Source organism: Lysinibacillus canaveralius (assembly GCF_047301505.1).
Classification (GTDB): domain Bacteria; phylum Bacillota; class Bacilli; order Bacillales_A; family Planococcaceae; genus Lysinibacillus_B.
Genome location: NZ_CP154840.1, coordinates 4,235,404 through 4,259,381, shown reverse-complemented (window position 1 = coordinate 4,259,381; position 23,978 = coordinate 4,235,404). Strand labels below are relative to the sequence as shown.

Below are 23,978 nucleotides of genomic sequence, written 5' to 3'. Positions count from 1 at the left end.
GAAAGAAAGGCAAAAAAATTATGCATAATAGATATTCTAGACAGCAATTATTCAATCCAATTGGAGAAAAAGGGCAGCAGCTGCTAAAACAAAAGCATGTCCTTCTCATAGGTGTCGGGGCGTTGGGCAGTGCTAACGCAGAAGCTCTTGTAAGAGCAGGTATCGGCAGATTGACGATGATTGACCGCGATTATGTAGAGTGGAGTAACTTACAAAGACAGCAACTGTATACTGAACAAGATGCACAGGAAAAAGTACCGAAAGTAATTGCTGCAAAAAAGAGACTCCAAAGTATTAACTCTGAAGTGGAAATTAATGCATTGATTCTTGATGCTTGTACAGATAGGTTACTCGGACTCCTTGAAGATGTAGATCTCATGATAGACGCAACTGATAACTTTGATGTTCGCTTTATGATGAATGATCTTGCGCAAAAGTATCAAATTCCATGGATTTATGGATCTTGTGTTGGCAGTTATGGTGCTACTTATACGATTGTGCCGGGCAAAACACCTTGTTTGCATTGTCTGCTGAAAGCGGTGCCTAATACAGGGATGACTTGTGATACAGTGGGAATTATAAGTCCAACTGTCCAAATCGTGGCAGCCTATCAAGCCGCTGAGGCATTGAAGCTTCTAGCAGGCGATGAAAAAGCCAGACGGAAATCATACTTAACCTTTGATGTTTGGCAAAATCAGCACTATGAAATAAATGTAGATAAAATACGCAAAGATGATTGTCCATCATGTGGTAAAAATCCCACATATCCATATTTATCCTATGAAAATCAAACAAAATTGGAGATACTATGTGGTCGTGATGCTGTACAAATTCGTCCGCCTAAACCGATTCACTATGATTTAAATCAGCTCGCTGTTCAGCTTCGTCCTTATGGTGATATTCAAAAAAATCCTTATTTACTATCCTGCCAAGCATCGGATTATCGATTGGTGATTTTCCAAGATGGACGTGTATTGATCCATGGTATACAGGATATACAAGAAGCTAAAAGTATTTATTATCGGTTATTAGGGTAAAGGGGGGCTCCAGATGTTAGAAAAAAGAAAACCAATAGCAGTAGGGGAAGCTGTTCAACGTGTTATGGAATTTGCATTCCAAGAAAAAAGAGAGTTCGTATCGTTGCTGCAAGCACATGGGCGTGTTCTTGCAGAAGATGTGGCAGCAGATTACGATGTACCAGCTTTTAATCGCTCACCTTATGATGGATATGCCATTCGCTCAATTGATAGTCAGGAGGCACGATCAGAAAATCCGGTAACCTTTAAAGTCGTAGGAGAAATTGGTGCGGGCTATATATTTGAAGAAGAAGTAGGTTATCGACAAGCAGTGCGGATTATGACAGGCGCACCGATTCCAAAAGGATGTGATGCAGTTGTCATGCTGGAATTGACCCACACGTTTGAAGAAAATAATCAAATGTATATGTCCATTAAACGGGCGTTTGAAGCAGGGACTAATATTTCATACAAGGGGGAAGACGTTCAAAAAGGGACAATCCTTTTGGAAAAAGGGCAGTATATTAATCCGGGTGTTGTCGCTTTACTTGCTACTTTTGGCTATGATCAAGTTCCTGTTTTTAGAAAAACAATTGTAGGTGTCATTGCAACAGGCAGTGAATTGCTGGAGCCGGGCGAACCTTTACAGCCCGGCAAAATTCGCAATAGTAATGCATATATGATCATGTCACAAATTGAACGTGCAGGGGCAACCGTCAAATACTACGGTAAATTTAGTGATGACATGAATGTATGTATTGATGTGGTCAAAAAAGCCTTACAGGAAGTAGATATATTGATTACCACAGGAGGCGTTTCCGTAGGTGATTATGATTACTTACCAGCTATTTATGAAGCCATTGATGCAAAAGTATTGTTTAATAAGGTAGCAATGCGGCCAGGGAGTGTAACAACTGTTGCGGCCAGGGACGGTCAATTATTATTTGGGCTTTCAGGCAACCCATCGGCTTGTTACGTTGGTTTTGAACTATTTGTTCGACCTATTATTCAAACGGCATTTGGTAATAAGCAGCCACACCTTCGAAGAGAGCTGGCTGTTTTAGGAGCCGATTTTAAAAAGGCAAATCCGTTTACCCGCTTCGTACGTGCTCTTGCTTTATATGAAAATGGCCAATTAGTTGCAGTTCCTTCTGGTTTTGATAAATCCAGTGCAGTGTCTTCCTTAGCAAAAGCCAATGCTTTTATTGTTTTGCCTGGAGGATCACGCGGATACGAAAAAGGAATGCAAGTAGCTGTCTTATTGTTAGAAGATTTACAAGGAAGTGAGTGGCCTTGGGACAACATCGCAAAATCCTACAAATAGTAGGCTATCAAAATAGTGGAAAGACAACGTTAATGGAACAACTTATTACACAGGCCACTGTTGAAGGTTTACGTGTAGGAACGATCAAGCATCATGGGCATGGCGGTATCCCTATGGGAGACAATTCAAAAGACAGCTTTCGTCATGAGCAGGCTGGGGCAAGTGTGACAGCAGTTGAAGGAGAAGGTACTTTACGTATGAGTATTCATCAAAGCAGCTGGCAGCTTGATGAGATTCTAGCTATTTACGCTTCTTTTAAAATGGATATTGTCTTGATTGAAGGATATAAGAACGAAAGCTATTCGAAGGTGGTCCTTTTGCGGACACCAGAAGATCAGGCTTTGCTTCAAAAAGTGTCCAATATCATCTGTGTAATCTATTGGCCAACCTATACATTAGAAAAGCCATTAGAATATCCGGCTTTTTCAATCGATGAGCAGACAAAGTATAGGGAATTTTTAATGACAGAAATGAGGGAAAAATTATGAATGCATCGCTTTTTGAAATCGTGGATAAACCAATTGACATAGAGGAAGTAAGGCGAAAAGTAGAGAGCCGAAACGCTGGTGCTATTACTGTTTTTATCGGAACAGTACGTGAATTTACTAAAGGTAAAAAAACACTGCATTTGGAATATCAAGCCTATCCCGATATGGCAATTAAAATGTTTGAACAAATTTCTAAAGAGATACAAGAGCGCTGGCCGGAAGTTAAAGTGGCCATAACGCATCGTGTTGGTCATTTGAAAATTTCGGATGTTGCCGTTGCAATTGCGGTATCATCACCTCATCGTAAAGTTGCTTACATGGCTAATGAATATGCTATTGATCGTATTAAACAAATTGTTCCGATCTGGAAAAAAGAATTTTGGGAAGATGGTACTGAATGGATTGGCGACCAGTTAGAAAATGTCCCCTATCCAAAAGGAACTCCACCCATCAAGAAAGGAGAACTTTCATGATTAGGATATTATTATTTGCTCACCTGCAAGAAGCAATCGGTGAATCAGAATTAAGCGTAGAGCTGTCAGGTTACAGTGTTGTTCAAATTAAAGATTGGATGGAAAAGCAATATCCCCAGCTTTCTTTACAAAAAATGATGACTGCTGTAAATGAAGAATTTGCAACAGATGATATGATCGTAAGAGATGGAGATACACTTGCCTTTATTCCACCTATTAGTGGAGGATGAAAAAAAGATGTAGTTGGTACAGGCCAGTCTGAACCAACTACATCTTTTTATTTGATTATGCCTTTAGGAGGGAGGTAACTTCTAGTAAGCTTGCCTATTTGTAAGCGGGCGTCCGTGCAGTCTGAACAGAATCAGTCCCCATTTATTTTTCCGCTCCTTTAAAACCATGCTCCGTAAATATCTTCATTGCTTCATCACTTTGCAAGAAATTATAAAACTCCTCTGCTTCCTTTACAGACTTGCTATTCATTATAATCCCCATAGGATAAGTAATAGGGGTATGTGCATCCTCGGCTGCAGTAGAAATAACTTCGACTTTATCGGAGGAAATGGCATCTGTTTTATAGACTATCCCTGCATCAACATTTTCAGTTTCTGTGTAAGTGAGCACTTGACGTACATCTTTTGTATACACCAATTGCGATTTTATATCTTCCCAAATTTGCATACTTTTCAAGGTTTCCATGCCGTACTGACCAGCGGGAACCGTTTCAGGTGTACCTAGGGCAATCTTTCTTGCTTGTGTTAAGTCTTCAAAGGATTGAATATTTTTCTTGTTACTTTTTGGAACGATTAATACTAATTCGTTAGTTAAAAGATTTGTTTGGTGTTTTTGGTCGACTATCCCTTTTTCAACTAAAATATCGAATTCCTCATCCGATGCTGAAAGGAAAAGGTCTACAGGGGCTCCCTTTACTATTTGTTGCTGCAATGTTCCTGAACCACCAAAATTGTACCTGATTTTAATGACAGGATGCTCTTTTTCATAAGTTTTTTTTAGTTCTTCTAAGGCTCCTTGTAAACTAGCCGCTGCAGAAATCGTTAATTTAACTTGTTCATTGTCGCTGTTAACATTTTCTTGTTTACTACAGCCCGCTAATATGCTGATAAGCAATACAGCTGCAGCAAACAAACGATAAAATTTTTTCAATTTGATTTAACTCCTTTTTATAACTCCTTATAGCAAGACGTAACTAATTATAATTATTTATAAGCGGAATTGAAATTAAAACAGGTGTAGAAAACAATTCGCTTTCTGCACCTGTTTCAATAGAGGGGGCTATGGGGCAGCCCCTTTTTTGATTGGTTAATCATTTATATATCCCTGATCCGGGTGCTAATTTAATTCCCCAATCCTATTAGTTTTGTTTTGACCGGACAGTAAGCAGCATTAAAAAGGAAAGAATCACAATTGAAATAACCCACATCCATGCCATTTTCATATTACCAGAATCCATAGCTATATAGATGGCTGTAGGGATAGTCTGTGTTTCTCCAGGAATATTACCTGCGAACATTAAGGTAGCACCAAATTCCCCTAACGCCCGGGCGAAGCTTAATATACTTCCGGAAATAAGGGACTTTGAAGCTAGAGGAATAGAAATAAATAAGAAGACTCTCCATTCACTTGCACCATCTACTCTGGCTGCCTCTTCAATGTCAAGGTCCACTCCTTGAAATCCTGATTTTGCAGACTGATACATAAGTGGAAATGCGACAACTGTTGAAGCGATGACAGCAGCCCACCAAGTAAATATAATGGGTTGGTTAAAAATCCATTCGATAGCCTGTCCAACCATACTGTTATTTCCAAAAATGATAATAAGAAAAAACCCAATAACTGTAGGAGGGAGCACTAGCGGAAGCATGAGAATGGTTTCTAAAACAGCCTTTCCTTTAAAAGACTTTCTAGCAAACATTCGCCCAACCAATGTTCCAGTCAAAATCACTATCACACCTGATATAGCAGCTATTTTTAATGACAACAAAATGGGGCTCATAAATTCTAGCATAAAATCTTTATTTAACAGTAAATCCATATTTCTCAAATACCTTTATCCTTTAATACATCGTCGCTTTGCCGATACTTATAAAATTCTTTTGCTGCTGAAATGTTTAATTCCACATTTTCCCTGCTTTCGGATGCTAATTGTGTTTCCTTCTCGTCTGAAAGGCAAACTGTACTCCCGGTAGTGGAACATGCTATCGCAAACTTAAGTAAAAATAAGAGAACAATGAAGAATTTAAAGTGTTTTCATGTTTCCATCCTACCTATTGGAATCATTATTTAGCATCGTTTTTATTTTATTATGATTCATTATGAAAACGAATAAATGTCGTCATGCTTTTAAAGAATTCACCCATGGAAAATATAAACCGGTGAAATTTTCTTGTTATTCATCTAAGTGAATACGATTTTTCGTCTTACAATCAAAAAAATGCACTTTCTTCATATCCAATGCGAGTTTGAAAAATTGTCCTTGTTTAGCATCAGATTGTGTATCGAGTCGAGCAGTGAACGGCTGATTGACGATTTGTGAGTGTAGAATATTTTCAGCACCTAATAATTCAATTACTTCTATTTTCACATCGATAGCAGCATCTACCGCAGAAGTTTTAGGAAAAACGGATGCATCGTGAAAATTCTCCGGGCGGATACCCATTATGATTTCTTTATTTAAATATCCTTTCTTGCGTAAAGACGTCATTTTTCTCTCTGGAATTGGAATTGAAATATGACCAATAAGGATTTCCCCATCTAAAAGGGTACCCGAAAAAAAGTTCATTGGAGGTAAGCCGATAAAGCCCCCAACAAAAACATTTTCAGGTTTTTCGTATACTTCTTTAGGCTCGCCGACTTGTTGGATGATTCCGTTGTCCATAACAACTAAGCGCGTTGCCATGGTCATTGCTTCTGTTTGGTCATGGGTCACGTAAATGGTTGTTGTTTGTAAACGCTGATGAAGTTTTATAATCTCAGTACGCATTTTAGTACGAAGCTTTGTATCCAAGTTGGAGAGCGGCTCATCCATTAAGAATAATTTTGCATCTCGAACAATGGCACGACCTAATGCTACACGCTGGCGCTGCCCGCCTGAAAGCGACTTGGGTTTGCGATCTAGATAGTTTTCAATATCCAGCATATGTGCAGTGTCTTTTATACGACGATCAATTTCGTCCTTCGGGAATTTACGGCTTTTTAATCCAAATGCCATGTTATGGTACACATCCATATGAGGGTAAAGAGCGTAGTTTTGGAAGACAAAAGCAACATCGCGATCCTTTGAAGGAACTTCGTTCATGCGTTTTCCATCCATTACAATAAGGCCCTGTGAGGGAGTCTCTAGGCCGGCTACTAGACGTAAAAGCGTAGATTTACCGCAACCTGAAGGCCCAACCAAAACAAGAAATTCTTTATCTTTAACATCAAGATTGAAATCTTTTACTGCTTGTATATCTTTATTGTAGGTTTTATAAATATTTTGTAGTCTTAATTCAGCCATAAATACCATCCTTTTAAAAAATATAACATCCTGCTAGTAGGTTCAGAAGATAAATAAGCATAGTCTTACCTATACACATTATAGGATCATATCATTTATAACTGTTTATACCTTATTATAATATAATTCGATTGATAAGTATTTTCTTTTAAAAGCATAATAAAAACAAAAGCTGCTCTTATTCCGTATCATTCTTTATTTCTGTATTATTAAATTAAGCATATTCAGATAAATAAGCTTCTCCTTTATGCAGGAACAAGACTATTGAAAGATTTAATCTTACTCATTCAATAAACCGAATGAGAGAAGTAAGTATTAGCCTGATCGATATTCCAAGAAGGGCTGTACAAGCTGGAAAAGCGAATGGGGGATGAAGGAAAGTACGAATAGATGTAGAGGATATTTTTTATTGATTAGGATGGACAGGGGAACGTTTAGAGTTGTGGTAGAGCCAATTAAACGATGGCAAGGGGGAGTCATTGCTTCTCCGTTATAGCGATTGGTCGGAATGTATCATCAGATTTAATAGAGAATCTAATTTCACTACTAGGATGTGATAAATGGAATGAATAAATTTAGACTAGCTTTAATCATTTGTGTACTTGTTATTGGCCTTTTACTTATTTTTGTTAACCCTATTCAAAATGCAATCATTGCTCATTTAAGTAACAAGTTAAACACTACTGAATACAGCGCAGAAGATATCGAAAAGAACAATCAAGCTGATGCAGACTTTGAGTTTGATGCTGTACAGTCTCTTTCCATTGCAGAAGTATTAAAAGCACAAACCGTGACAGATAAAATACCTGTCATTGGCAGCATTGCTGTCCCTAGTGTAAATATGCAGCTGCCTATCGTCAAAGGAGTCGGAGATGCTGCTCTTGCAGCTGGAGCAGGTACGATGAAACCAACACAAAAAATGGGGCAAGGAAACTATGCCCTAGCTGGTCATTATTTTGAGGGAAAAGATATTTTGTTTAGCCCGCTGTATGATACAAAGATCGGTGACACGATTTATATAACAGATATCACAACTATTTATGAATACAAATTAACAGCAAAAACTATCATTGCTGCAACGGATGTCTATATAATCGATGACATTCCGAATAAAACTGTTCTAACACTCATTACTTGTGCTAGTAATGGTACAAAAAGGCTTGCGCTTCAAGCGGACTTTATCGCACAGTATCCATTTGATGATGCGCCAGCACAGCTTGCCAATACTTTTTAAAATAGAAGAAACCCCAAGATGCTTTAATCTTGGGGTTTCATGCTGTAATTATTTGAATGATTCACGACGGCGTAATACATAACATGCGCCGAGAACAAGAATTGCACCAAGCAGTGTAAGAGCGGTTTGATCTGCCCCATCTGTCTGTGGTAGTTTACCAGCTTTGTTCAACTGTGATTCCAGTTGTTTAGCAGCTGCCTTAATTTTATCGATATCTAAAGATTTTGCTATTTCCGCCTGTTCCTCTTTTGTTAAGGAATTAAATTTATCCAGGAAATCCTTATAAGCATCTAACGTATCTTTCGTTGCTGTAGAAGGGTTATATGACGGTAAGTTTTTGCCTTGGTCAATGATATCCTTAACAGATGGTTTAGAAGACTCTGTTTTTCCAGGGTTTACTGGATTATTGGAATCCGTTGTTGGATTCTCTGGATTGCCTGGCACTTCTGGTTCTGTTGCTGGATTGTTCGAATCAACCGGTTTCTCCGGATCAGGAGTAGGGTTGTTCGGATCAACCGGTTTCTCTGGATCAGGAGTCGGTTTGTTTGGATCAACCGGTTTTTCCGGATCAGGAGTCGGTTTGTTTGGATCAACTGGCTTTTCCGGATCAGGAGTAGGGTTGTTCGGATCAACCGGTTTCTCCGGATCAGGAGTAGGGTTGTTCGGATCAACCGGTTTCTCTGGATCAGGAGTCGGTTTGTTCGGATCAACTGGCTTCTCCGGATCAGGAGTTGGTTTGTTCGGATCAACTGGAGTTCCTGGATCAGGAGTCCATCCACCGCCTCCACCTGTGTAAGAAGGTTTAGCTAATGCTGCACATCCATCTGTTACAATAATTGTCGCTATTAATAGATTTCCGTCATACACACGATAAGTACCAGGTTGAACCGTATAAGGAATTGTTCCGATACCTTGCTCGTTTGTTTTACCAGCAGCAATCGTATTATTTTGTAAATCTTTAATCGTGAATTCTACATAAGGACGATTAGTGCCATATATATCTTGGATTGTTAGGGTGAAGATTGGGCAGGCATTATATGGAATTTGCACGACTGCGCCGCAAACATTATCCACATAGCTTACTGTAATATCACCTAATTTAATACCTGCTTCGTTATATACTGCATAATTTTGTCCCTGCTGAAGCTTCATCTTATCTTCAAATACAATTTTACCTTCTGTATTTGTTAAGCCGGATGTAACAACTTCTCCAGCCTGATCTTGAATCGTTACTTTAACATTTGCACCAACTGGTTTTAAGTTGTTGTCATTTACCGTTAAAGTATAAATTGGACAAGCATTTTTCTGAACTTCGCTTTTACAGTTATCTGTATAAGTAACTTTCACTTCTCCAATCCTGTCACCTTTTGTTTCACTATTTGTTACTTCATAAACAGTGTACATACCTGGTTCTTGGTTTTGTGGTAAAAGAATTTCGCCATGTGCATCTGTTTGACCAGTAGTTGTCACAACATTTCCGTTGCTGTCTTCGATGATTACCTTTGTATTTTCTTTCAAGCTGCCGTCTGAATCTTTTACAATGATTGTGAAAATATCGCATGCCCGCGGTTTTTCAACTATATCAGCACATGGACCTGCATAGGTTACATCAAATTCACCAAGGAGTTTCCCGGATGCTGTAACTCTAACTTCGTACTTTCCTGAAGGTGTTGTTGATGAGAATGCCACTTCACCATTTTCTCCAACTGTTTCCTTAAATGAACTAGCTGTGTCTGTGTTCGTAATCGTTACTTCTGTTCCTTCTGGTAAAATACCATCTTCATCTTTCACTGTCAGTGTGAATATCGAACATGCTGGTAACGGCTGAACCGTTGCTTCACAGTCTGTACCAACTATGAATTCTCCGATTATCTCATTGTTTTCATGTACTTCATATTCACCTGGTGGAAGATTCGTAATTGTTACCTTACCATCTGCATCAGTTATACCATTAGGTTGTGGAACAGCAACAGCTGGATTGTTCTTGTCCTTAAGTTCTACCATCACGCCTTGATTTGGCTTACCATCTACATTCTTCACAGTTAACGTGAATACTTCACATGTTGGTGCCTGTATAATTTCAGCATGACAATTTCCATTTTGGTAGGTTACAGTTACAGTCCCTAAGAAAATGGTACCTTCGTAAAGTTTATACGTACCTGCTGGAGGTGGTGTTGTCATCATAAACACACCATCATTGTCTGTTTTTCCTGTAGCAATATCAGTATTGCTTGCATTTTTCACCGTCACTGTCACATTTGGCCGTGGATTCTTATTCTCATCCTTCACAATAATAGTAAATACTGAACAAGAATTTGCTGGCTGAATTTCACCATGACATTCATTTTGGCCGTATTTCACGATGACAGTACCTAATTTGTTACCACCGGCATCCGTCACTGTATACTCACCAGCTTGAACCGATGTACCTGGACCATTTGCACCTGGACGTTTAATGTCTGATACTTTCCCTGAAGCATTTGTCGTGCCTGTGTATTTTTGGACACCGTTGCTATCCACTAATTTAATTGCTGTATTAGCGACTGCATTGCCGTCAATGTCTTTCACTGTTAATGTGAAATTCGGGCAGGCGTTTGCCGTATCAACTTGTTCATTATTCACAAGTTCAATAACTTTAGCAGTATTGGCATCCAACTTTGTATCAGTCGTTGCATCTAACTTAATTGCATAGTTTGCCATTAGTTCATAGCCTGTCGGTGCAGCTTTTTCTCTCACAAGATAGTTCGCATAATTAACGTCCTCGAATATTACATTGCCATCTGTGTCAGATGTCGCTGTTGCTACAATGTAAGGTGTTCCCTTTACCATTTTGACTAATTCAAATTCTACATTTGCTAATGGTTGTTTAGCAGCCGTTAACGTATTTAGGCCAACCTTATTAAATTTCATATTTCCTTTTGTTAACGAGAAATCTGCATCTGATGCACTAAAGCTAAACTTGCCGTTATATTTTGCTTCTGTTTCCTGATTATCAGCAGTTGCAAAATCGAAGTCAATTTTAGCTTCGTTATTATAAGGGTCACCCGCTTTACCAAGCACTAATGTTTGATATTGGATTTGATAACCCTCTTTGTTCAACTCCCCAAAGTCGATTTCAAATCCACCTGTTGCTGGGAACGTTACGGTAAAGTTTAAATCAGCGGGATCTACCCATGCTTCACCAGGAACAGATGGACCAGTATTTGCATTCACAGCATATTTTTTTACTTTAATAGTGTCTTTTAATAATAATTGATTTTCTGAAGGTACATCGCTGACTTTAGCAGCCCCCAGTGTAGAAAGTGAACGATTGATATTCAGCGTCCACGTTAATCTTTCTGTAGTGGAATTACTGCCTGGAGCACCTTTTGTAATTAATTCGTTTGTATAGCTTGGTGTCACAGATGTGGCAGGTAAATTGTAAACTCTCGGGCTTCCACCTACATTTGTTGTAAAGATTGCCGTGTTAGTATACGGTTTATTCTTCTCAGCTTTCGTAGTAGATTCAATCCCAACGATGTTGTCAGAATCCTTTGTTTGATATTTAACAATATATACTTTATTGTTTGCAGCCCCTAAATCACCTGCAAACGTAACAGTAAAGCTTTTATTATCTGGTGCAGTAGTTAATGTGTACAAACTAGAATCTAAAACAGCACCTTCAGTCCCGATTTCATCATCATTTGGTGTAGTTAATGTGAATTCTTTTATCTCGAAGGTACCCGGCACGATTTCATGGCCTTCTCCAATTGTATCTTCTAAGACGGCATTATTAATATTTTGCTTGTTAATATTGACCTTAATATTCCAGTTGAAAACTTGTTCAATGTAATCGTATGCCCCTTGTTTTCGTCCATTATTAACGGAGTTACTTTCTGGTCGATAGTGGGCTGTTTTCGTAATAGAATATGGTTTATCAGTCGTCCAGCTGGCTGCTGCTGTATTACCGTAGCCTTGCTCATAGATTGAGCCATCCGGCAGGATTTCGTAAGCTGTCTTATAGGTAATAACCGCTGTTTGTCCTTTTGCCACTACACCACCAGTAAGCGTAAAGCCATTAGCATCAATAGAAATAGTCTGCCCTGTCATATTCGCTACATTGATATCAGCAGCATCTATTGTACCGTCATTATTTGCATCCACTAATTTATGCGGCGCATTGTAAGATCCTTCTGTAAATGTATCAGCAATTGTTAAACCTTTAATATCTGTTCCAGTACTCGTCCCATTGTCTGCTTTTACAGTAATTGACCATGTAATCTCTTTTTTATCTGTGTCCACTGTTCGGGATTTTGATAAGATGCCTTCTGTCAGTGTGTGTGTTGCTGTTTTAGCGGTTGATACAGTGCCGCTGATAACAGAATTTGTCATTGTCTCTGAAGAGGAGTTACTGTAAAAATCAGCCGGCAGCTTTGCATCATATGTGATGCGATATGCTTTAGTAATATCGTTAGTAAAAGTTAATTTAAAGCCAGTCGCTGTATCATCAACAGTATAATTTCCCGCATTCACTTCGGTACCAGCGCCAGTTGCCGTACCCGTATCATTCACCGTCATTTCATATACTTTAATAGTAGATGTATCAATGACATGCCCAGTCGGCAGCGTGTCCTCTATCCAAGCATCTGCTTGGTCAATAGCAGCCTGATTATAGTTGTAGCGGACTTCCCATGAGGATACATAGTTATTGCTTGTTTTTGAGCTGTCCTTGCTTTTTTCTAATGCCTTGCCGTACATAGTAGTTGCTGTTTTACTATCCGAGGATCCATAAGCAGGGTCAATTAATGTGAGGGTATTCGTAAAGGTTTTTTGCCCTTCCTGCTCAGCAATTGGTAAGTTAACTTTTGTCTGATATGTGATTTTGTACGCATTTTTACCGTTGAGAGTAATATCTTCGAAGTTTTGATCAGATTGTGTATCTATAGCGGTTGCTGCTACACCATTTAAGCCTACTTCATACGTCTCATACGTAACAGAACCTGGCACAACTTCATGTCCAGCACCTGGTGTATCTTGCACTTTTGCGCCCGTAAGATTTTTACCTGCTCTATTAATCCATACTTCCCAATCAATAATACGCTCACCATTCCTGATTGTTACACCTTTACTTTCTTTAGAAACCATCTTCTCCCCGCTGGAAGATGGCAGGAATGTAAGCTTCACATTGTCCGTTCCGCCACCAGCTTTTGGAATTTCTAAGTCCTGCTCTAAACTATTGCCATAAAGGTTGAAACCTGATGTAAAGTTCATTTCAAATCCAACATCGGTAGAGCCCGCAATATCAGGAGAGGGATCTTCCATTAGCGTGACTGTTACTAAGTTTCCGACAGTACTCCAACTAAATGCTGGGGATCTAGGAGTCGAATCTTTTTGCCCATTAAATGCATTATTAAAATCAATTAACGAAGCCGGTAGTGAATAGGTGAAAAAATCCCCAGCTTTCACATCCCCTGATAAATCAGCCTTAAATACAAACTTTCCTTGTGCTTGCTGACTTTGTTCTAATTCCTTTTCAAATGTCGGGGGTACTACATCGCTACCATTAATTTTTAATTCGAATACATCTAATCGTACCGAATCAGATAAATCGACAGGAGGTAATGCTGCTGCCTCAGGAGTTATTGTTGACTCCGTTTGATCAGACCCATCATCTGGACTGTCGGTTGAGCTATCTGTGTCTCCCGTATCAACAGGGTCATTTCCTTCTTCTTCAGGGACCGTGGGTGATGGTGCCGATGGTTCATCACCGTCATCAGAACCGGTTCCTGTCCCTTCTTCAGATGTAGCCGGTGGTGAAAGTTCACCTTCATCACCAGAATCAGTCGTAGTTCCAGCATCTTCACTAGTTTCAGTTGGAGGTGTCGATATAGGCTCGGCTACGTCGGCAAACACCGAAATCGGCGATATGATGGTTTGGAATACGAGTAGCAATGTAATGATTGCTAAATTAAACTTTTTCATGTTTCTCTCCTTTTCTAAGTCCAGAGAGATACCTGATGCTGTTTGCTGACGACGATTGCATCCTTTAGCATTTTAAGAAAGGTATGCTGCAAACAATCGGTTGCTCCCTCTTTCTTTTAATTAACTTGTCGTCATTGTAGATACAGATGAACCTTATTCCACTACAGGAGATAGTTTCCTATAGAAGATTTCTCCCCATTCAACTGGATCTTTCCTGCTTTTCAATACTACAAATAATAAATTCCACCCCCTTCTAGAATTCCGGCTTTATTATAATTTTTGATACTGAACAAAATCTAAACAATTATATTATTTTCCTATAAAAACCTTAAAATACCAGAAATGTATATAAACATATTAAAGAGAGTGGTATCTAACACAAGTGATTAGAGGTTTGTTCAGATTTTGTTTAGTGGCCATTGTTAAAGTATCTAAGGATTTTACTAAATTGACCAAAAGAGGAGAAAATACTAGATGGTAAAAAGCACAGCACATTACGAAAAAATATTTAAAACAGCAATGGCTACGGCAATGGCAGCGAGTGCAATTGCTGTTGTAGCACCAGACTCGATAAAAGCGAGTGCAACCGAGGAAGTTTTTACAGATGTTAAAACATCTTCTGACTATTATGAATATGTGAATGAATTATTTGAGCGTGGCTTTGTTAGCGGGTATAAAGATGGTTCTTTCAAACCAACAGGGCTATTAACACGTGCACAAGCCTCAAAAATTCTAGCGCTTAATTTAGGGTTAGATGTTAATAAATCATTTAATCATACGTTTACGGATGTTCCGAAGAGTGACTGGGCCTACCCATACATAGCAGCATTAAAAGAAGCAGGCATTATTGATGGATATCAGGATGGTACATTTAAGCCTGGTTCACCTATTACACGCAATCAAATGGCGAAAATTCTCGTAAATGGATATGGTCTGGAGCCGGCAGCTGATATTACTCTACCATTTACAGATGCGCAGAAAGACAATTGGGCAGCGCCGTATATTCAGACATTATTCGATTTAGGTATTACAATAGGCCAAACGGCAACAACGTATGGTGGAAATTCAACAGTAACCCGGGCTAATATGGCCGCCTTTGCCATTCGTTCAGAAATTAAAACAGATTACCGGGAAAACCGCCGGCCAGATGAAAACGTTATTTCATCCATTAGTGAAAATACAATTACCCTTGATGGCAACGTCTATTATATTAAGAAAGAGTTGCAGCCGTTACTTCATAAACGGAATCTAGCTGTATTAAATGAAGCCAATTTAGATTTCATCAAAATAGGTACAAAGATTGTAGGAATTCGTAATCTTGAATTACTTAATGATGGAGCGGCAGATAAACAACTGACATTAGATTTAGCAGGCGGCAAGGTTGATGCAAACATTACGATTGCTGGTGACTATATCAAGATAGTGAATGCAAATATAACAGGCGATATTACGATTAAAAAAGGGAATCAAAAGGACATTGAGCTAAGCGGTCTTGATTTGAATGGCCGTCTGATTGTTGAAGGGGAAGCCAAACGTGACCAGGAATCGGTTATCAAGCTAACCGACACAAATGTCAATGAAATCGTTGTAAACCGTGATAAAACAAAAATTATTACAAATCATGCGACACCAGCTATTGAAGTAGGAAGCAATGTGTCGGAAATTGAAATTGACGGCAAAATGAATTCGATAGATTTCATTGGTAATCAAGATGTACTTGTTAGAGGTGTACTAGAAACAAATGAATTAACTATCGAAACGCCAATTAAAGTAACACTTGAAAATAAGGCACATTTACCGGTAGTAGAAACGCAACAATATGGAAGTCAGCTAATTGTCCCGAATGATAGCACAATTGGGACGCTGATTAAGCCTAATAATATAAAAAAAGAAGAGGCTGTGAAATTCCCAAATGGTGGTCAGCCTAGTATTGGGAATATAAAGGATATATCGGATGTTGATCGGCCAACAGTTCCTCCAACAACTCCCCCTTCAACAGGTGGTGGATCAACAGGTGGAGGGAATCCTGGTGGTGTTACCAATCCATTTGTATCACAAACACTAACGGCAAATAATATCGAGGACGCGGATAATAAGGATCCACTTGCTGTAGGCATGATCGGTACAACAGTTGCATCAAGTAATCCAAATGTTGCTACAGCTGCATTAACGGATGGCAAAATTAACATCACATCAAAAGGACCGGGTACAGCCATTATTTCGGTAAAAGAAGATGCGCCATCTTTCAAAGAAGCACAAATCATTGTAACGGTGGATGCCTATGGCAAAATGACACATACAATTAAACGCCCTGTTGAGGTAGCACAAGAGAAAATAACTGCAACTCCAGCACCAGATGCGGCTGATTTAGTGAAGCTATTTGAAGGCATTGATATTAAGGGGATTACCCCGGAAAATGTCACAGCTGTCACAGCAGCAGTGAAAAAAGCCATCGCTGAAAAGGGTAAGCCATTAACAGAAGAAGAATTAAAGTTAACAGTTGATACGGCGTTACTCCCATCACTGATTAAAAAGGACAATCCAAGTTTGGAGCAGGTATCTACACCTCTTGACTTAATTACATCAGGTCCAAATGGTACAAGCTTTGAATGGAAGTCCGTCACGAAAGTGGGCGACCATAACGCAAGCATTGATCTTTCCACAGGCGGCGTAACGCAAGATGCAGCAGATGATGAGAATGATAAACTCACGCTAAATGTTACAGCAACAAATGGTGTCTCAATAAAAGAAACAACAATTGAAACAACCATTTTAGAATCGAAGAAGCCATATTTAGTTAGCGCCATTCTAAATGACTTAGATAATGATGGAGATACATCAGCTAATGACACGATCACCTTTACGTTTAGTGAACCGATTGCATACACAGGAAACCCGGAAGATATTGCTCAACAATTTTTTGGGAACCCTCATGCATTTGGAAATGGACCAATTGAGGTAACGTGGTCTGAAGATAAAACACAATTAACTGTAAAAGTGATCGGCGACGATCTTTCGAGTGTATTTAAGCTTGACGCCGATATCACTTTAGCTGCAGATTCTATAAAAGATATGAATGGCGAAGCAAACGAAGTAAAGACAGTAAAATTACAGCATGCGCCATATGATTATGAAATTGTTCAAAACGATTTAACAGGCGACTTCATTTGGGAAAACGATGTAGTTGTAAGTGAAGCAGCAGGGAAAATCCAAGGGGCAATCACTTTCTCGCGTAACGGGAAACAAGTAGACGGTGTAGAGATCTCATATACAGCTGAAGATATTTTAATAGATAGCGGCAGCATGGATTCGGGGACATTTAAATTAAAATCTATAAATGTTACGAAAAATGGAAAAACAGAAAAAGTGACCTTTACAAAGGGGGAAACACTCAATGTTACCACTTTACCTGTATTACGTGTGAAAAATACTAATGAATTTATCGAGAGTGTAAATAATCAATATGTAGCAGATAAGAGAGTAAAGACAGTAAAAGTAGATAGCACTATTACTACACCAATCGAACTTACATCAAATATTGATATTAAGTATCCTGTCAGTATCGATGGACAAAATCAACTAGTACTACAAGGGATACAAATTTCTGCTAATGATGAAAAGGTTAAACTTGAGAAATTAAGAGTAGAAGGTGCTTATACTAATTCAAGCTATCGTAGTTCGGTATTAGTTTGGGGAAATGCGAAAGTTGAACTTGATGAAGTTGAAATTAACCAGATTAATACAGGTGGCTATTCCTATGCTGGTGTTCTGTTACGAAATGGTAATGCAGAACTCGATGTCAATAACTCAAAGATTCTAGCAACCTTATTACGCAGTGGCAGCAATGGACAACATGGTTCAGGAATTAGAGCAGATGGTGCCAATGTAGTAATTAATATAAAAAATTCAACTGTTTCAGGAACAACTAAAAAGCAAATTCTCAATAATGGCAATCTTAATTATGGGTATAATGCTTTTGGCATACAGACAAAGGAAAACGCAACAGTAAATATTGAAAATAGTACAGTGGCTGCAGGAGCGGAAGAGGAAGTAGTAAATATAATTAAATCATACGGTATTTACTTAGGCCAAGGTTCTAGTTTAACAATGACAGGGACTAATAAAATTCATGTCATTGGACCAAATTCAAACGCTTATGGTATTGGTAATAATGACAAATACAATAAGCTTGATGTATCAACTGACTTCGAATCGGATAAAGAAGCATATCCTGAAACGATAAAGGAATTGTATGAATATGATATTAATACTGTAACAACACTTAATAATGCTTGGTCAAAAATTGATGAAAATTTAATTAAAGCTAATAATCCATCCATGGAAGAAGTAACAGAGGCTTTAAATCTACCAGTTGAGGTAGATGGTGTTGCAGTTTCATGGGTTGCTGATACAGTTGATGGTGCTACAGTTAATGCTGATGGTACAGTTACTAGAAGCAGCAATGATGATGAAGATGATGTTGTCACATTAACAGCAACACTTACACATAATGGGATGACAAAAGCGAAAGAAATCCAGGTAACTATTAAGGAAAATAAAGTTCCGACAATTACTTCAGCAACATTAATAGATGGCGATGCTGATGGAAAAGCTACTAAGGGTGAAAGCGTTGAGCTGACATTTAGTGAGCCAGTAACTTTCAGTGAATTATTTATTGGTGATCAAGAAATCAATCAGGAGTTGGGAATGTGGTCAGAAGATCATAAGAAGCTGACAATTACTTTACAAAATGACATTACAGCATCTGATACAGTAAATGTGAAGGTTAGTAACTTAAAGGATTCTGCCAACAATTCTACCGTTGAAAGTACAGTAGAATTAACAGTACCAAACGCAGTTGAAGCGTTTAAAATTTCTGATGTAGAAATTACCCAAAACGGCTCAGAGCCTATAACAGTAACACAACAAGGAATTTATGAGTTTTCTGTTGATATAAACCTTTCCACGAATGGAGAAGGATTTGCTGTAGGTGGTGTATATGTTGCTAGGGTAAGTGGCCAAGTTTTGCAGGAAATTGAAACTCCAGAGGTAACTGAAAAATATGATGTTAATGTTTCCGTGGATGATGGAAGAAATCCAAAAACAATTGTAACTGTAAAAGAAAAGGTGGCAAGTGGAAAAGATCCAGTGCTATCCAGAAAAATAGACTTTCCAGGAACTACGTATAAAGCGGAGATAATTCAACCAAGTTTAATCCCATCGCCTGGAGCTGAGCAAATTGCGTCATTTAATATATCGGATGCAATAAAGTTGGAGGGAGCAACTACACGCAACCAAACGATTGCAATCACTATAGGTGGAGCAGCAGTTGAAAAAGTAATGACATTAAACAGTGAAACAACAGATTCAACTCTTGCTGCAGCTATTGCTGAGACATTTGCAGATGAATTTTCGAATTACACTATTACGGCTGAAAATAGCAGTGTAACTATTACTGCCAACACAAAAGCGCAAAATGCAGTGATTTCAGCGGAATTAAAATAATAAACTTAATTTAGTTATTAGAGAATAATAACTAATAAATCTTAGCTGCATCAAGCAGCCGCCCCATTCAGAATGCCCCGTAAAGGAACATACTAACCTTCGCGGGGTGTTTTTGATGAATAAATGTTTCTCGAGAAAAAATCCTTTCCCGAGTTTTCTTCATCTATTTACCATAATATTTTAAAGGGCGTTGCTATAAAAGGGATAAAGAAATAAGATAAAACCATAAAAGTAATCATATAGTTGAAAAATTCGGAGGCATGGTAATGAAAAAAAATACTTTAATCATCGCAGGTATTATCATGCTATTTATCGTTGTATTATTTTATGGTAATTGGGGATATTTATCTGATACAAACTCTAAAATTGTAAAGAATGGAATTGTAAGCATTAGTAACGAGCAATTGGAGCAGCCCGTTAAGTTGGAAGGGAAGTGGGCCTTTTATCCAAATGTACTGATCCCGGCAGAGGAGTCACTAGATAACTATAAAGACAAAAGGCTGACCATTGACGTTCCATCAATCTGGCATGAATATGTTGAAAAGAATGAAGAAAGGCTTTATGTGGGGACTTACCATGTGAATGTTCAAGTGCCTGTGGATGGCACATATGGGTTATATATTCGAACAATTCGTCAAGCGAATCGCGTTTTTATTAATGGTGTCGAAGTAGGTGCAAAAGGGAATCCAAGTACGATTCTAAGCGAGTATGGTTCTGAAAATGATGATAAATACACTGTATTTGCCCGAAGTGAAAATAAAGAGCTGAATATTGTTGTTCATGTAGCTAATCATAATTATCCGCAAGCGGGAATTATTTACCCTATTGAATTTGGCACAATGGAAAATATTCAGTATCATTACCGATGGAAAGTGTTTATTGAGGCTTTTGTAAGTATTGGACATATTGTTTTGGGGGCAATCTATGTTTTGGGGTATGCACAAAATCGTAGAAGCAAAGAGGAACTATTCTTTGGTCTTTTCGCAATATTCCTGGGGCTTTATATATCTTTCGTGAATCATAAGGTATTTTTCCTATTGTTCCCTAACATTCCCCCTGTACATCAGCTCCGTTTGCAAATAGGGGTAATACCGCTTGCAATTATGTGTTTGACACTTTTTATTCATTCTATGTACCCGCAATTCCAGAAAAAGAGAACGATCTATTTCATTATGGCTTTATTAAGTATCGTTTTCGTTCTCTATGGTATTTATAATCCCATCACGCAAAATCAGAGAGCTTCATCTATGCTTATGACTACTGTGAGGAAGTTAGCTTATATAAGTGTGACAGCTCCAGTAATTTTGTATAATGTATGGATTCTTATGCGTGTTACATTGAAGCGGCTCGAGGAAGCTCGTTATATTTTAGTAATTTTGGCGGCTGTTTGCTGTTACGGGTTTTTGCTAAGCGTTAACTTTTTAATAGAAGTACCGATTGATTACGTTGGATTTGTCCTGTTTTTATTTGTGTTAGTAGGTTTTACTTCATTATTAAATTACCGGTCCAATGAAGCGTTCGTGAAAATTCAGATGTTATCGGATGAATTACGTATACACAACCAAATGAAGGATGAATTCCTAATCAAAACTGCCCATGAATTACGTACACCCTTGAATGGTATTTTAAATCTATCCAGATCATTAATGGAAGGTGCCCAGGAGCCATTAAAACGTACCCAGCAGGAACATGTCATTCTAATTCATAATGTCTCACAGCGTTTAGGCCATCTAGTGGAAGATTTATTATTTTCATCGAATCAAATGACGCGAGAAATAAGAGTTTCACCACGTGCGGTGTCGATAAGTATCATAAATGATGTAGTAGCAGAAATTCATAGCTTACTAAATACTAACAGTCATGTACGTTTAATTTCTGAAGTGGACTTATCAATGCCGGCTATGTTTACAGATGAACTGCGATTTAAACAAGTCCTCTATAATTTATTGAACAATGCTATACAGCATACAGAAACTGGAGAAATTAGCGTTAGGGCTGCTATTCAAGGTGAATATATGGTCATTCAAGTAAGTGATACAGGCACGGGTATTCCTTCGCAAGACTTAGATCGTATCTTTAATGCTTTTTATCAAGTAAATTATCATTCTAAAAAGGAAGGGCTCGGTTTAGGTTTGAGTATTGCTAAAAATATTGTAGAAAAATTAAACGGCCAAATAAATGTAACAAGTTCAATGGGGGAAGGTACGACATTTACATTTACAATGCCCCTAGCAACAGAGGAGCAAGTGGGCAATGAGCCATCAACACAAATTGTTACAAATCCAAATATAGAGGTAGTAAGGATTGATCTGCCGCTTATCTATAAAGGCGATGGGAAAAGAATACTTATCGTAGATGATAACCATGTCAATATCAAGGTTTTAGCTGATGCATTAGCTTTAAAGGGTTATACAGTGATAGCTGTTGATAATGGTTATGATGCAGTAGACTATATTAAAAATAATCAAGTGGACTGTATGTTAATTGATTTAATGATGAATGGTATGTCAGGGTATGAATTATGTAAGCAAGTACGTAAACAATATGACATGCTAGAGCTGCCTATTATTGTTTTAACGGCGATTATGAAGCATTCAGATTTATTATTATCACTGCAGGTTGGTGCCAATGATTATCTACAAAAGCCGATTGCTATGGATGAATTGCTTTTACGCATTGAATCCCTTTTAGCAGTCCGTCAATCTTCAATAGATGCAATCGAGGTTGAAATGAATTATCTGTATTCACAAGTAACACCTCACTTTGTCTATAATACTCTTAATACGATTATTGGATTGAGTTATACGGATATGGATAACACAAGAGAGGCACTTTACTGCTTAGCTACATATTTCCGGGCAAAACTTAATGTTCATTATCGGAACAGCATGGTTTCTATTGAAGAAGAGATGGAACTTGTAAAGGCTTATCTTTATATTGAAAAAATGCGTTTTGCTGACCGATTAACTATTAAATATGATATTGATGAATCGATCAAGCTGATGATTCCTGCGCTTTCGATACAGCCATTTGTAGAAAATGCTGTTTTCCATGGTATTTCAAAGAAGCAGGAAGGCGGCACGATTGAAGTAAGTGTTCAGCGGGAGGGACAATTCGTTCGTATCAAAATACATGATAATGGCGCGGGGATAGCAGAAGAAAAACTTCAGCAGCTATTAAATGAAGAAAGCTCTCGCATTGGATTCACCAATCCTTTAAAAAAGTTCAAACTGATGAAAAATGCTAGTCTGCGTTTATATAGTAAGGAAGGGAAGGGGACAACCGTTCTAATACTATTGCCGGAGGAGGGGGAGCATGAATATCATCATAATTGATGATGAGAAGATGGCTATAGACGTTTTAAGTATGATGTTAAAGCGACTGACAGAATTTCAAATTTCTATTAAGGGGGCATTTACGAATGCGTCAGATGCCCTTATCTTTCTTGAAAAAGAACAGGTAGATTTAATTTTCTTGGATTTTGAAATGATTGATATGCACGGTTTACAAGTAGCAAAAGAGTTATCAAAAAACCGACCATCCTTACAGATTATATTTGTGACAGCACATGCTCAATTTGCGGTAGATGCATTTGAAGTGGAAGCAACGGATTATTTGTTAAAGCCAGTTCATGAAAAAAGGCTCATGAAAGCCTTGGCAAAAGCACAGCAAAAAATATTATTAGAAGCACCTAAACAAAAGAAAGAAAACCTCTTATACGCTCATACATTAGGCAGCTTTTATTTACTCGATGTTCAACATGAAGTAGTAAAATGGCGTACAAGAAAGGTCAGGGAACTTTTTTTATATTTATGGCTTCACCAAAAAAAGCCCATGCTAAATGTCGTTATAATAGAGGAGTTATGGCCGGATCTAGAGTTTGAGAAGGCAGCAAGTAACTTACATACAACGATTTATCAATTAAGAAAACTTCTTAAGGAAAATAGTATGAAAGATCCGATACAGTTAATGAATAATCACTACCAATTAAATATAGAAATTAATAGCGATTTTACTGAACTCAATGAATTATTACTTCAGGAAGAGCATGATGAAACATCAATCCAGCGGTTATTAAATTGCTATGAAGGTGACTTTCTAGCAGAAGAGGAGTACCCTTGGGCAATCCAAATAAGGCTGCGCTTGAAGCAGAGCGTTTTACACGTCCTGGAAAAGTATATTGCCAATCATCCTGCAAGTAATCCTTTATTAAAATATAACTGCCTGCAAAAGCTGCTGGAGCTGGATGAGTTTAATGAACAGTACATGCTTTTATTGTTAGATTTTTTAATTAAAAAAAACAATAAACAAAAGAGCGTAGAGCATTTTAAATACATACAGGCAAAATTGAAAGAAATAGATATGCCCGTGCCAGAAAAAATCCGAAAAATGTATGACGATTACATAATCGGTGCAACTTAATTTTTCAATAGCCTGAAGCATCTTTCACAAAGAAAGATGCT

Annotated in this window: 13 protein-coding genes; 9 read left to right on the top strand and 4 right to left on the bottom strand. The window is 38.1% G+C overall.

Translation table 11 applies throughout. The annotated features are described in order from the left end of the window. Positions 1-20: 20 nt before the first annotated feature. From AA0Y26_RS21400 to moaD, 5 genes are read left to right on the top strand one after another with little or no spacing between them, the layout of a single operon-like run. The gene (locus AA0Y26_RS21400) at positions 21-1,037 is read left to right on the top strand and encodes a thiazole biosynthesis adenylyltransferase ThiF (RefSeq protein WP_413364028.1); all 1,017 of its coding nucleotides are present in this window, start codon (positions 21-23) and stop codon (positions 1,035-1,037) included. A gap of 13 nt (positions 1,038-1,050) precedes the next feature. After that, positions 1,051-2,340 carry a gephyrin-like molybdotransferase Glp gene (gene glp, locus AA0Y26_RS21395; RefSeq protein WP_413364027.1) on the top strand — a complete coding sequence of 430 codons (1,290 nt, stop codon included), beginning with the start codon at positions 1,051-1,053 and terminating at the stop codon, positions 2,338-2,340. Next, positions 2,304-2,828 carry a molybdopterin-guanine dinucleotide biosynthesis protein B gene (gene mobB / locus AA0Y26_RS21390; protein ID WP_413364026.1) on the top strand — a complete coding sequence of 175 codons (525 nt, stop codon included), beginning with the start codon at positions 2,304-2,306 and terminating at the stop codon, positions 2,826-2,828. Before glp ends, mobB begins: the two co-directional genes overlap by 37 nt. Further along, positions 2,825-3,301 (top strand): molybdenum cofactor biosynthesis protein MoaE, encoded by a 477-nt coding sequence (locus tag AA0Y26_RS21385; protein ID WP_413364025.1) that lies wholly within the window; start codon positions 2,825-2,827, stop codon positions 3,299-3,301. The genes mobB and AA0Y26_RS21385 overlap by 4 nt, the downstream gene beginning before the upstream one ends. After that, on the top strand, positions 3,298-3,531 hold the full coding sequence (moaD, locus tag AA0Y26_RS21380; RefSeq protein WP_413364024.1) for a molybdopterin converting factor subunit 1: 234 nt from the start codon (positions 3,298-3,300) through the stop codon (positions 3,529-3,531). Before AA0Y26_RS21385 ends, moaD begins: the two co-directional genes overlap by 4 nt. 142 nt (positions 3,532-3,673) lie before the next feature. On the opposite strand, the gene modA is transcribed toward moaD, so the two are convergent. The 3 genes from modA to AA0Y26_RS21365 form a co-directional block, all read right to left on the bottom strand. Then, complete coding sequence (gene modA / locus AA0Y26_RS21375) at positions 3,674-4,462, bottom strand: molybdate ABC transporter substrate-binding protein (RefSeq protein ID WP_413364023.1); 789 nt, start codon at positions 4,460-4,462, stop codon at positions 3,674-3,676. 208 nt (positions 4,463-4,670) lie between these two features. After that, on the bottom strand, positions 4,671-5,351 hold the full coding sequence (modB, locus tag AA0Y26_RS21370; protein WP_413364022.1) for a molybdate ABC transporter permease subunit: 681 nt from the start codon (positions 5,349-5,351) through the stop codon (positions 4,671-4,673). Between the two features lie 354 nt (positions 5,352-5,705). Continuing rightward, the gene (locus AA0Y26_RS21365) at positions 5,706-6,815 is read right to left on the bottom strand and encodes an ABC transporter ATP-binding protein (RefSeq protein ID WP_413364021.1); all 1,110 of its coding nucleotides are present in this window, start codon (positions 6,813-6,815) and stop codon (positions 5,706-5,708) included. Positions 6,816-7,380: 565 nt separating this feature from the next. Between AA0Y26_RS21365 and AA0Y26_RS21360 the strand changes: the two genes are divergently transcribed. Further along, positions 7,381-8,049 (top strand): class A sortase, encoded by a 669-nt coding sequence (locus tag AA0Y26_RS21360; protein WP_413364020.1) that lies wholly within the window; start codon positions 7,381-7,383, stop codon positions 8,047-8,049. 48 nt (positions 8,050-8,097) lie between these two features. On the opposite strand, the gene AA0Y26_RS21355 is transcribed toward AA0Y26_RS21360, so the two are convergent. Beyond that, positions 8,098-14,010: a collagen binding domain-containing protein gene (locus AA0Y26_RS21355; RefSeq protein ID WP_413364019.1), complete on the bottom strand. Its 5,913-nt coding sequence runs from the start codon at positions 14,008-14,010 to the stop codon at positions 8,098-8,100. A gap of 474 nt (positions 14,011-14,484) precedes the next feature. Between AA0Y26_RS21355 and AA0Y26_RS21350 the strand changes: the two genes are divergently transcribed. From AA0Y26_RS21350 to AA0Y26_RS21340, 3 genes are all read left to right on the top strand, one after another. After that, a complete protein-coding gene (locus AA0Y26_RS21350; RefSeq protein ID WP_413364018.1) occupies positions 14,485-19,515 on the top strand; it encodes an S-layer homology domain-containing protein in 5,031 nt (1,676 codons plus the stop codon). A gap of 266 nt (positions 19,516-19,781) precedes the next feature. Then, positions 19,782-22,850, top strand: a complete 3,069-nt coding sequence (locus AA0Y26_RS21345; protein ID WP_413364017.1) for an ATP-binding protein — start codon at positions 19,782-19,784, stop codon at positions 22,848-22,850. Further along, positions 22,831-23,937, top strand: coding sequence for a response regulator (locus AA0Y26_RS21340; protein ID WP_413364016.1), 1,107 nt, complete (start codon positions 22,831-22,833; stop codon positions 23,935-23,937). Before AA0Y26_RS21345 ends, AA0Y26_RS21340 begins: the two co-directional genes overlap by 20 nt. Positions 23,938-23,978 lie beyond the last annotated feature (41 nt).

Excerpts from the sequence above, each read along its gene's own strand:
- AA0Y26_RS21400 (WP_413364028.1), top strand. The coding sequence starts at position 21 with ATGCATAATAGATATTCTAGACAGCAATTATTCAATCCAATTGGAGAA.
- glp (WP_413364027.1), top strand. The coding sequence starts at position 1,051 with ATGTTAGAAAAAAGAAAACCAATAGCAGTAGGGGAAGCTGTTCAACGT.
- AA0Y26_RS21385 (WP_413364025.1), top strand. The coding sequence starts at position 2,825 with ATGAATGCATCGCTTTTTGAAATCGTGGATAAACCAATTGACATAGAG.
- moaD (WP_413364024.1), top strand. The coding sequence starts at position 3,298 with ATGATTAGGATATTATTATTTGCTCACCTGCAAGAAGCAATCGGTGAA.
- modB (WP_413364022.1), bottom strand. The coding sequence starts at position 5,351 with ATGGATTTACTGTTAAATAAAGATTTTATGCTAGAATTTATGAGCCCC.
- AA0Y26_RS21365 (WP_413364021.1), bottom strand. The coding sequence starts at position 6,815 with ATGGCTGAATTAAGACTACAAAATATTTATAAAACCTACAATAAAGAT.
- AA0Y26_RS21360 (WP_413364020.1), top strand. The coding sequence starts at position 7,381 with ATGAATAAATTTAGACTAGCTTTAATCATTTGTGTACTTGTTATTGGC.
- AA0Y26_RS21355 (WP_413364019.1), bottom strand. The coding sequence starts at position 14,010 with ATGAAAAAGTTTAATTTAGCAATCATTACATTGCTACTCGTATTCCAA.
- AA0Y26_RS21350 (WP_413364018.1), top strand. The coding sequence starts at position 14,485 with ATGGTAAAAAGCACAGCACATTACGAAAAAATATTTAAAACAGCAATG.
- AA0Y26_RS21345 (WP_413364017.1), top strand. The coding sequence starts at position 19,782 with ATGAAAAAAAATACTTTAATCATCGCAGGTATTATCATGCTATTTATC.
- AA0Y26_RS21340 (WP_413364016.1), top strand. The coding sequence starts at position 22,831 with ATGAATATCATCATAATTGATGATGAGAAGATGGCTATAGACGTTTTA.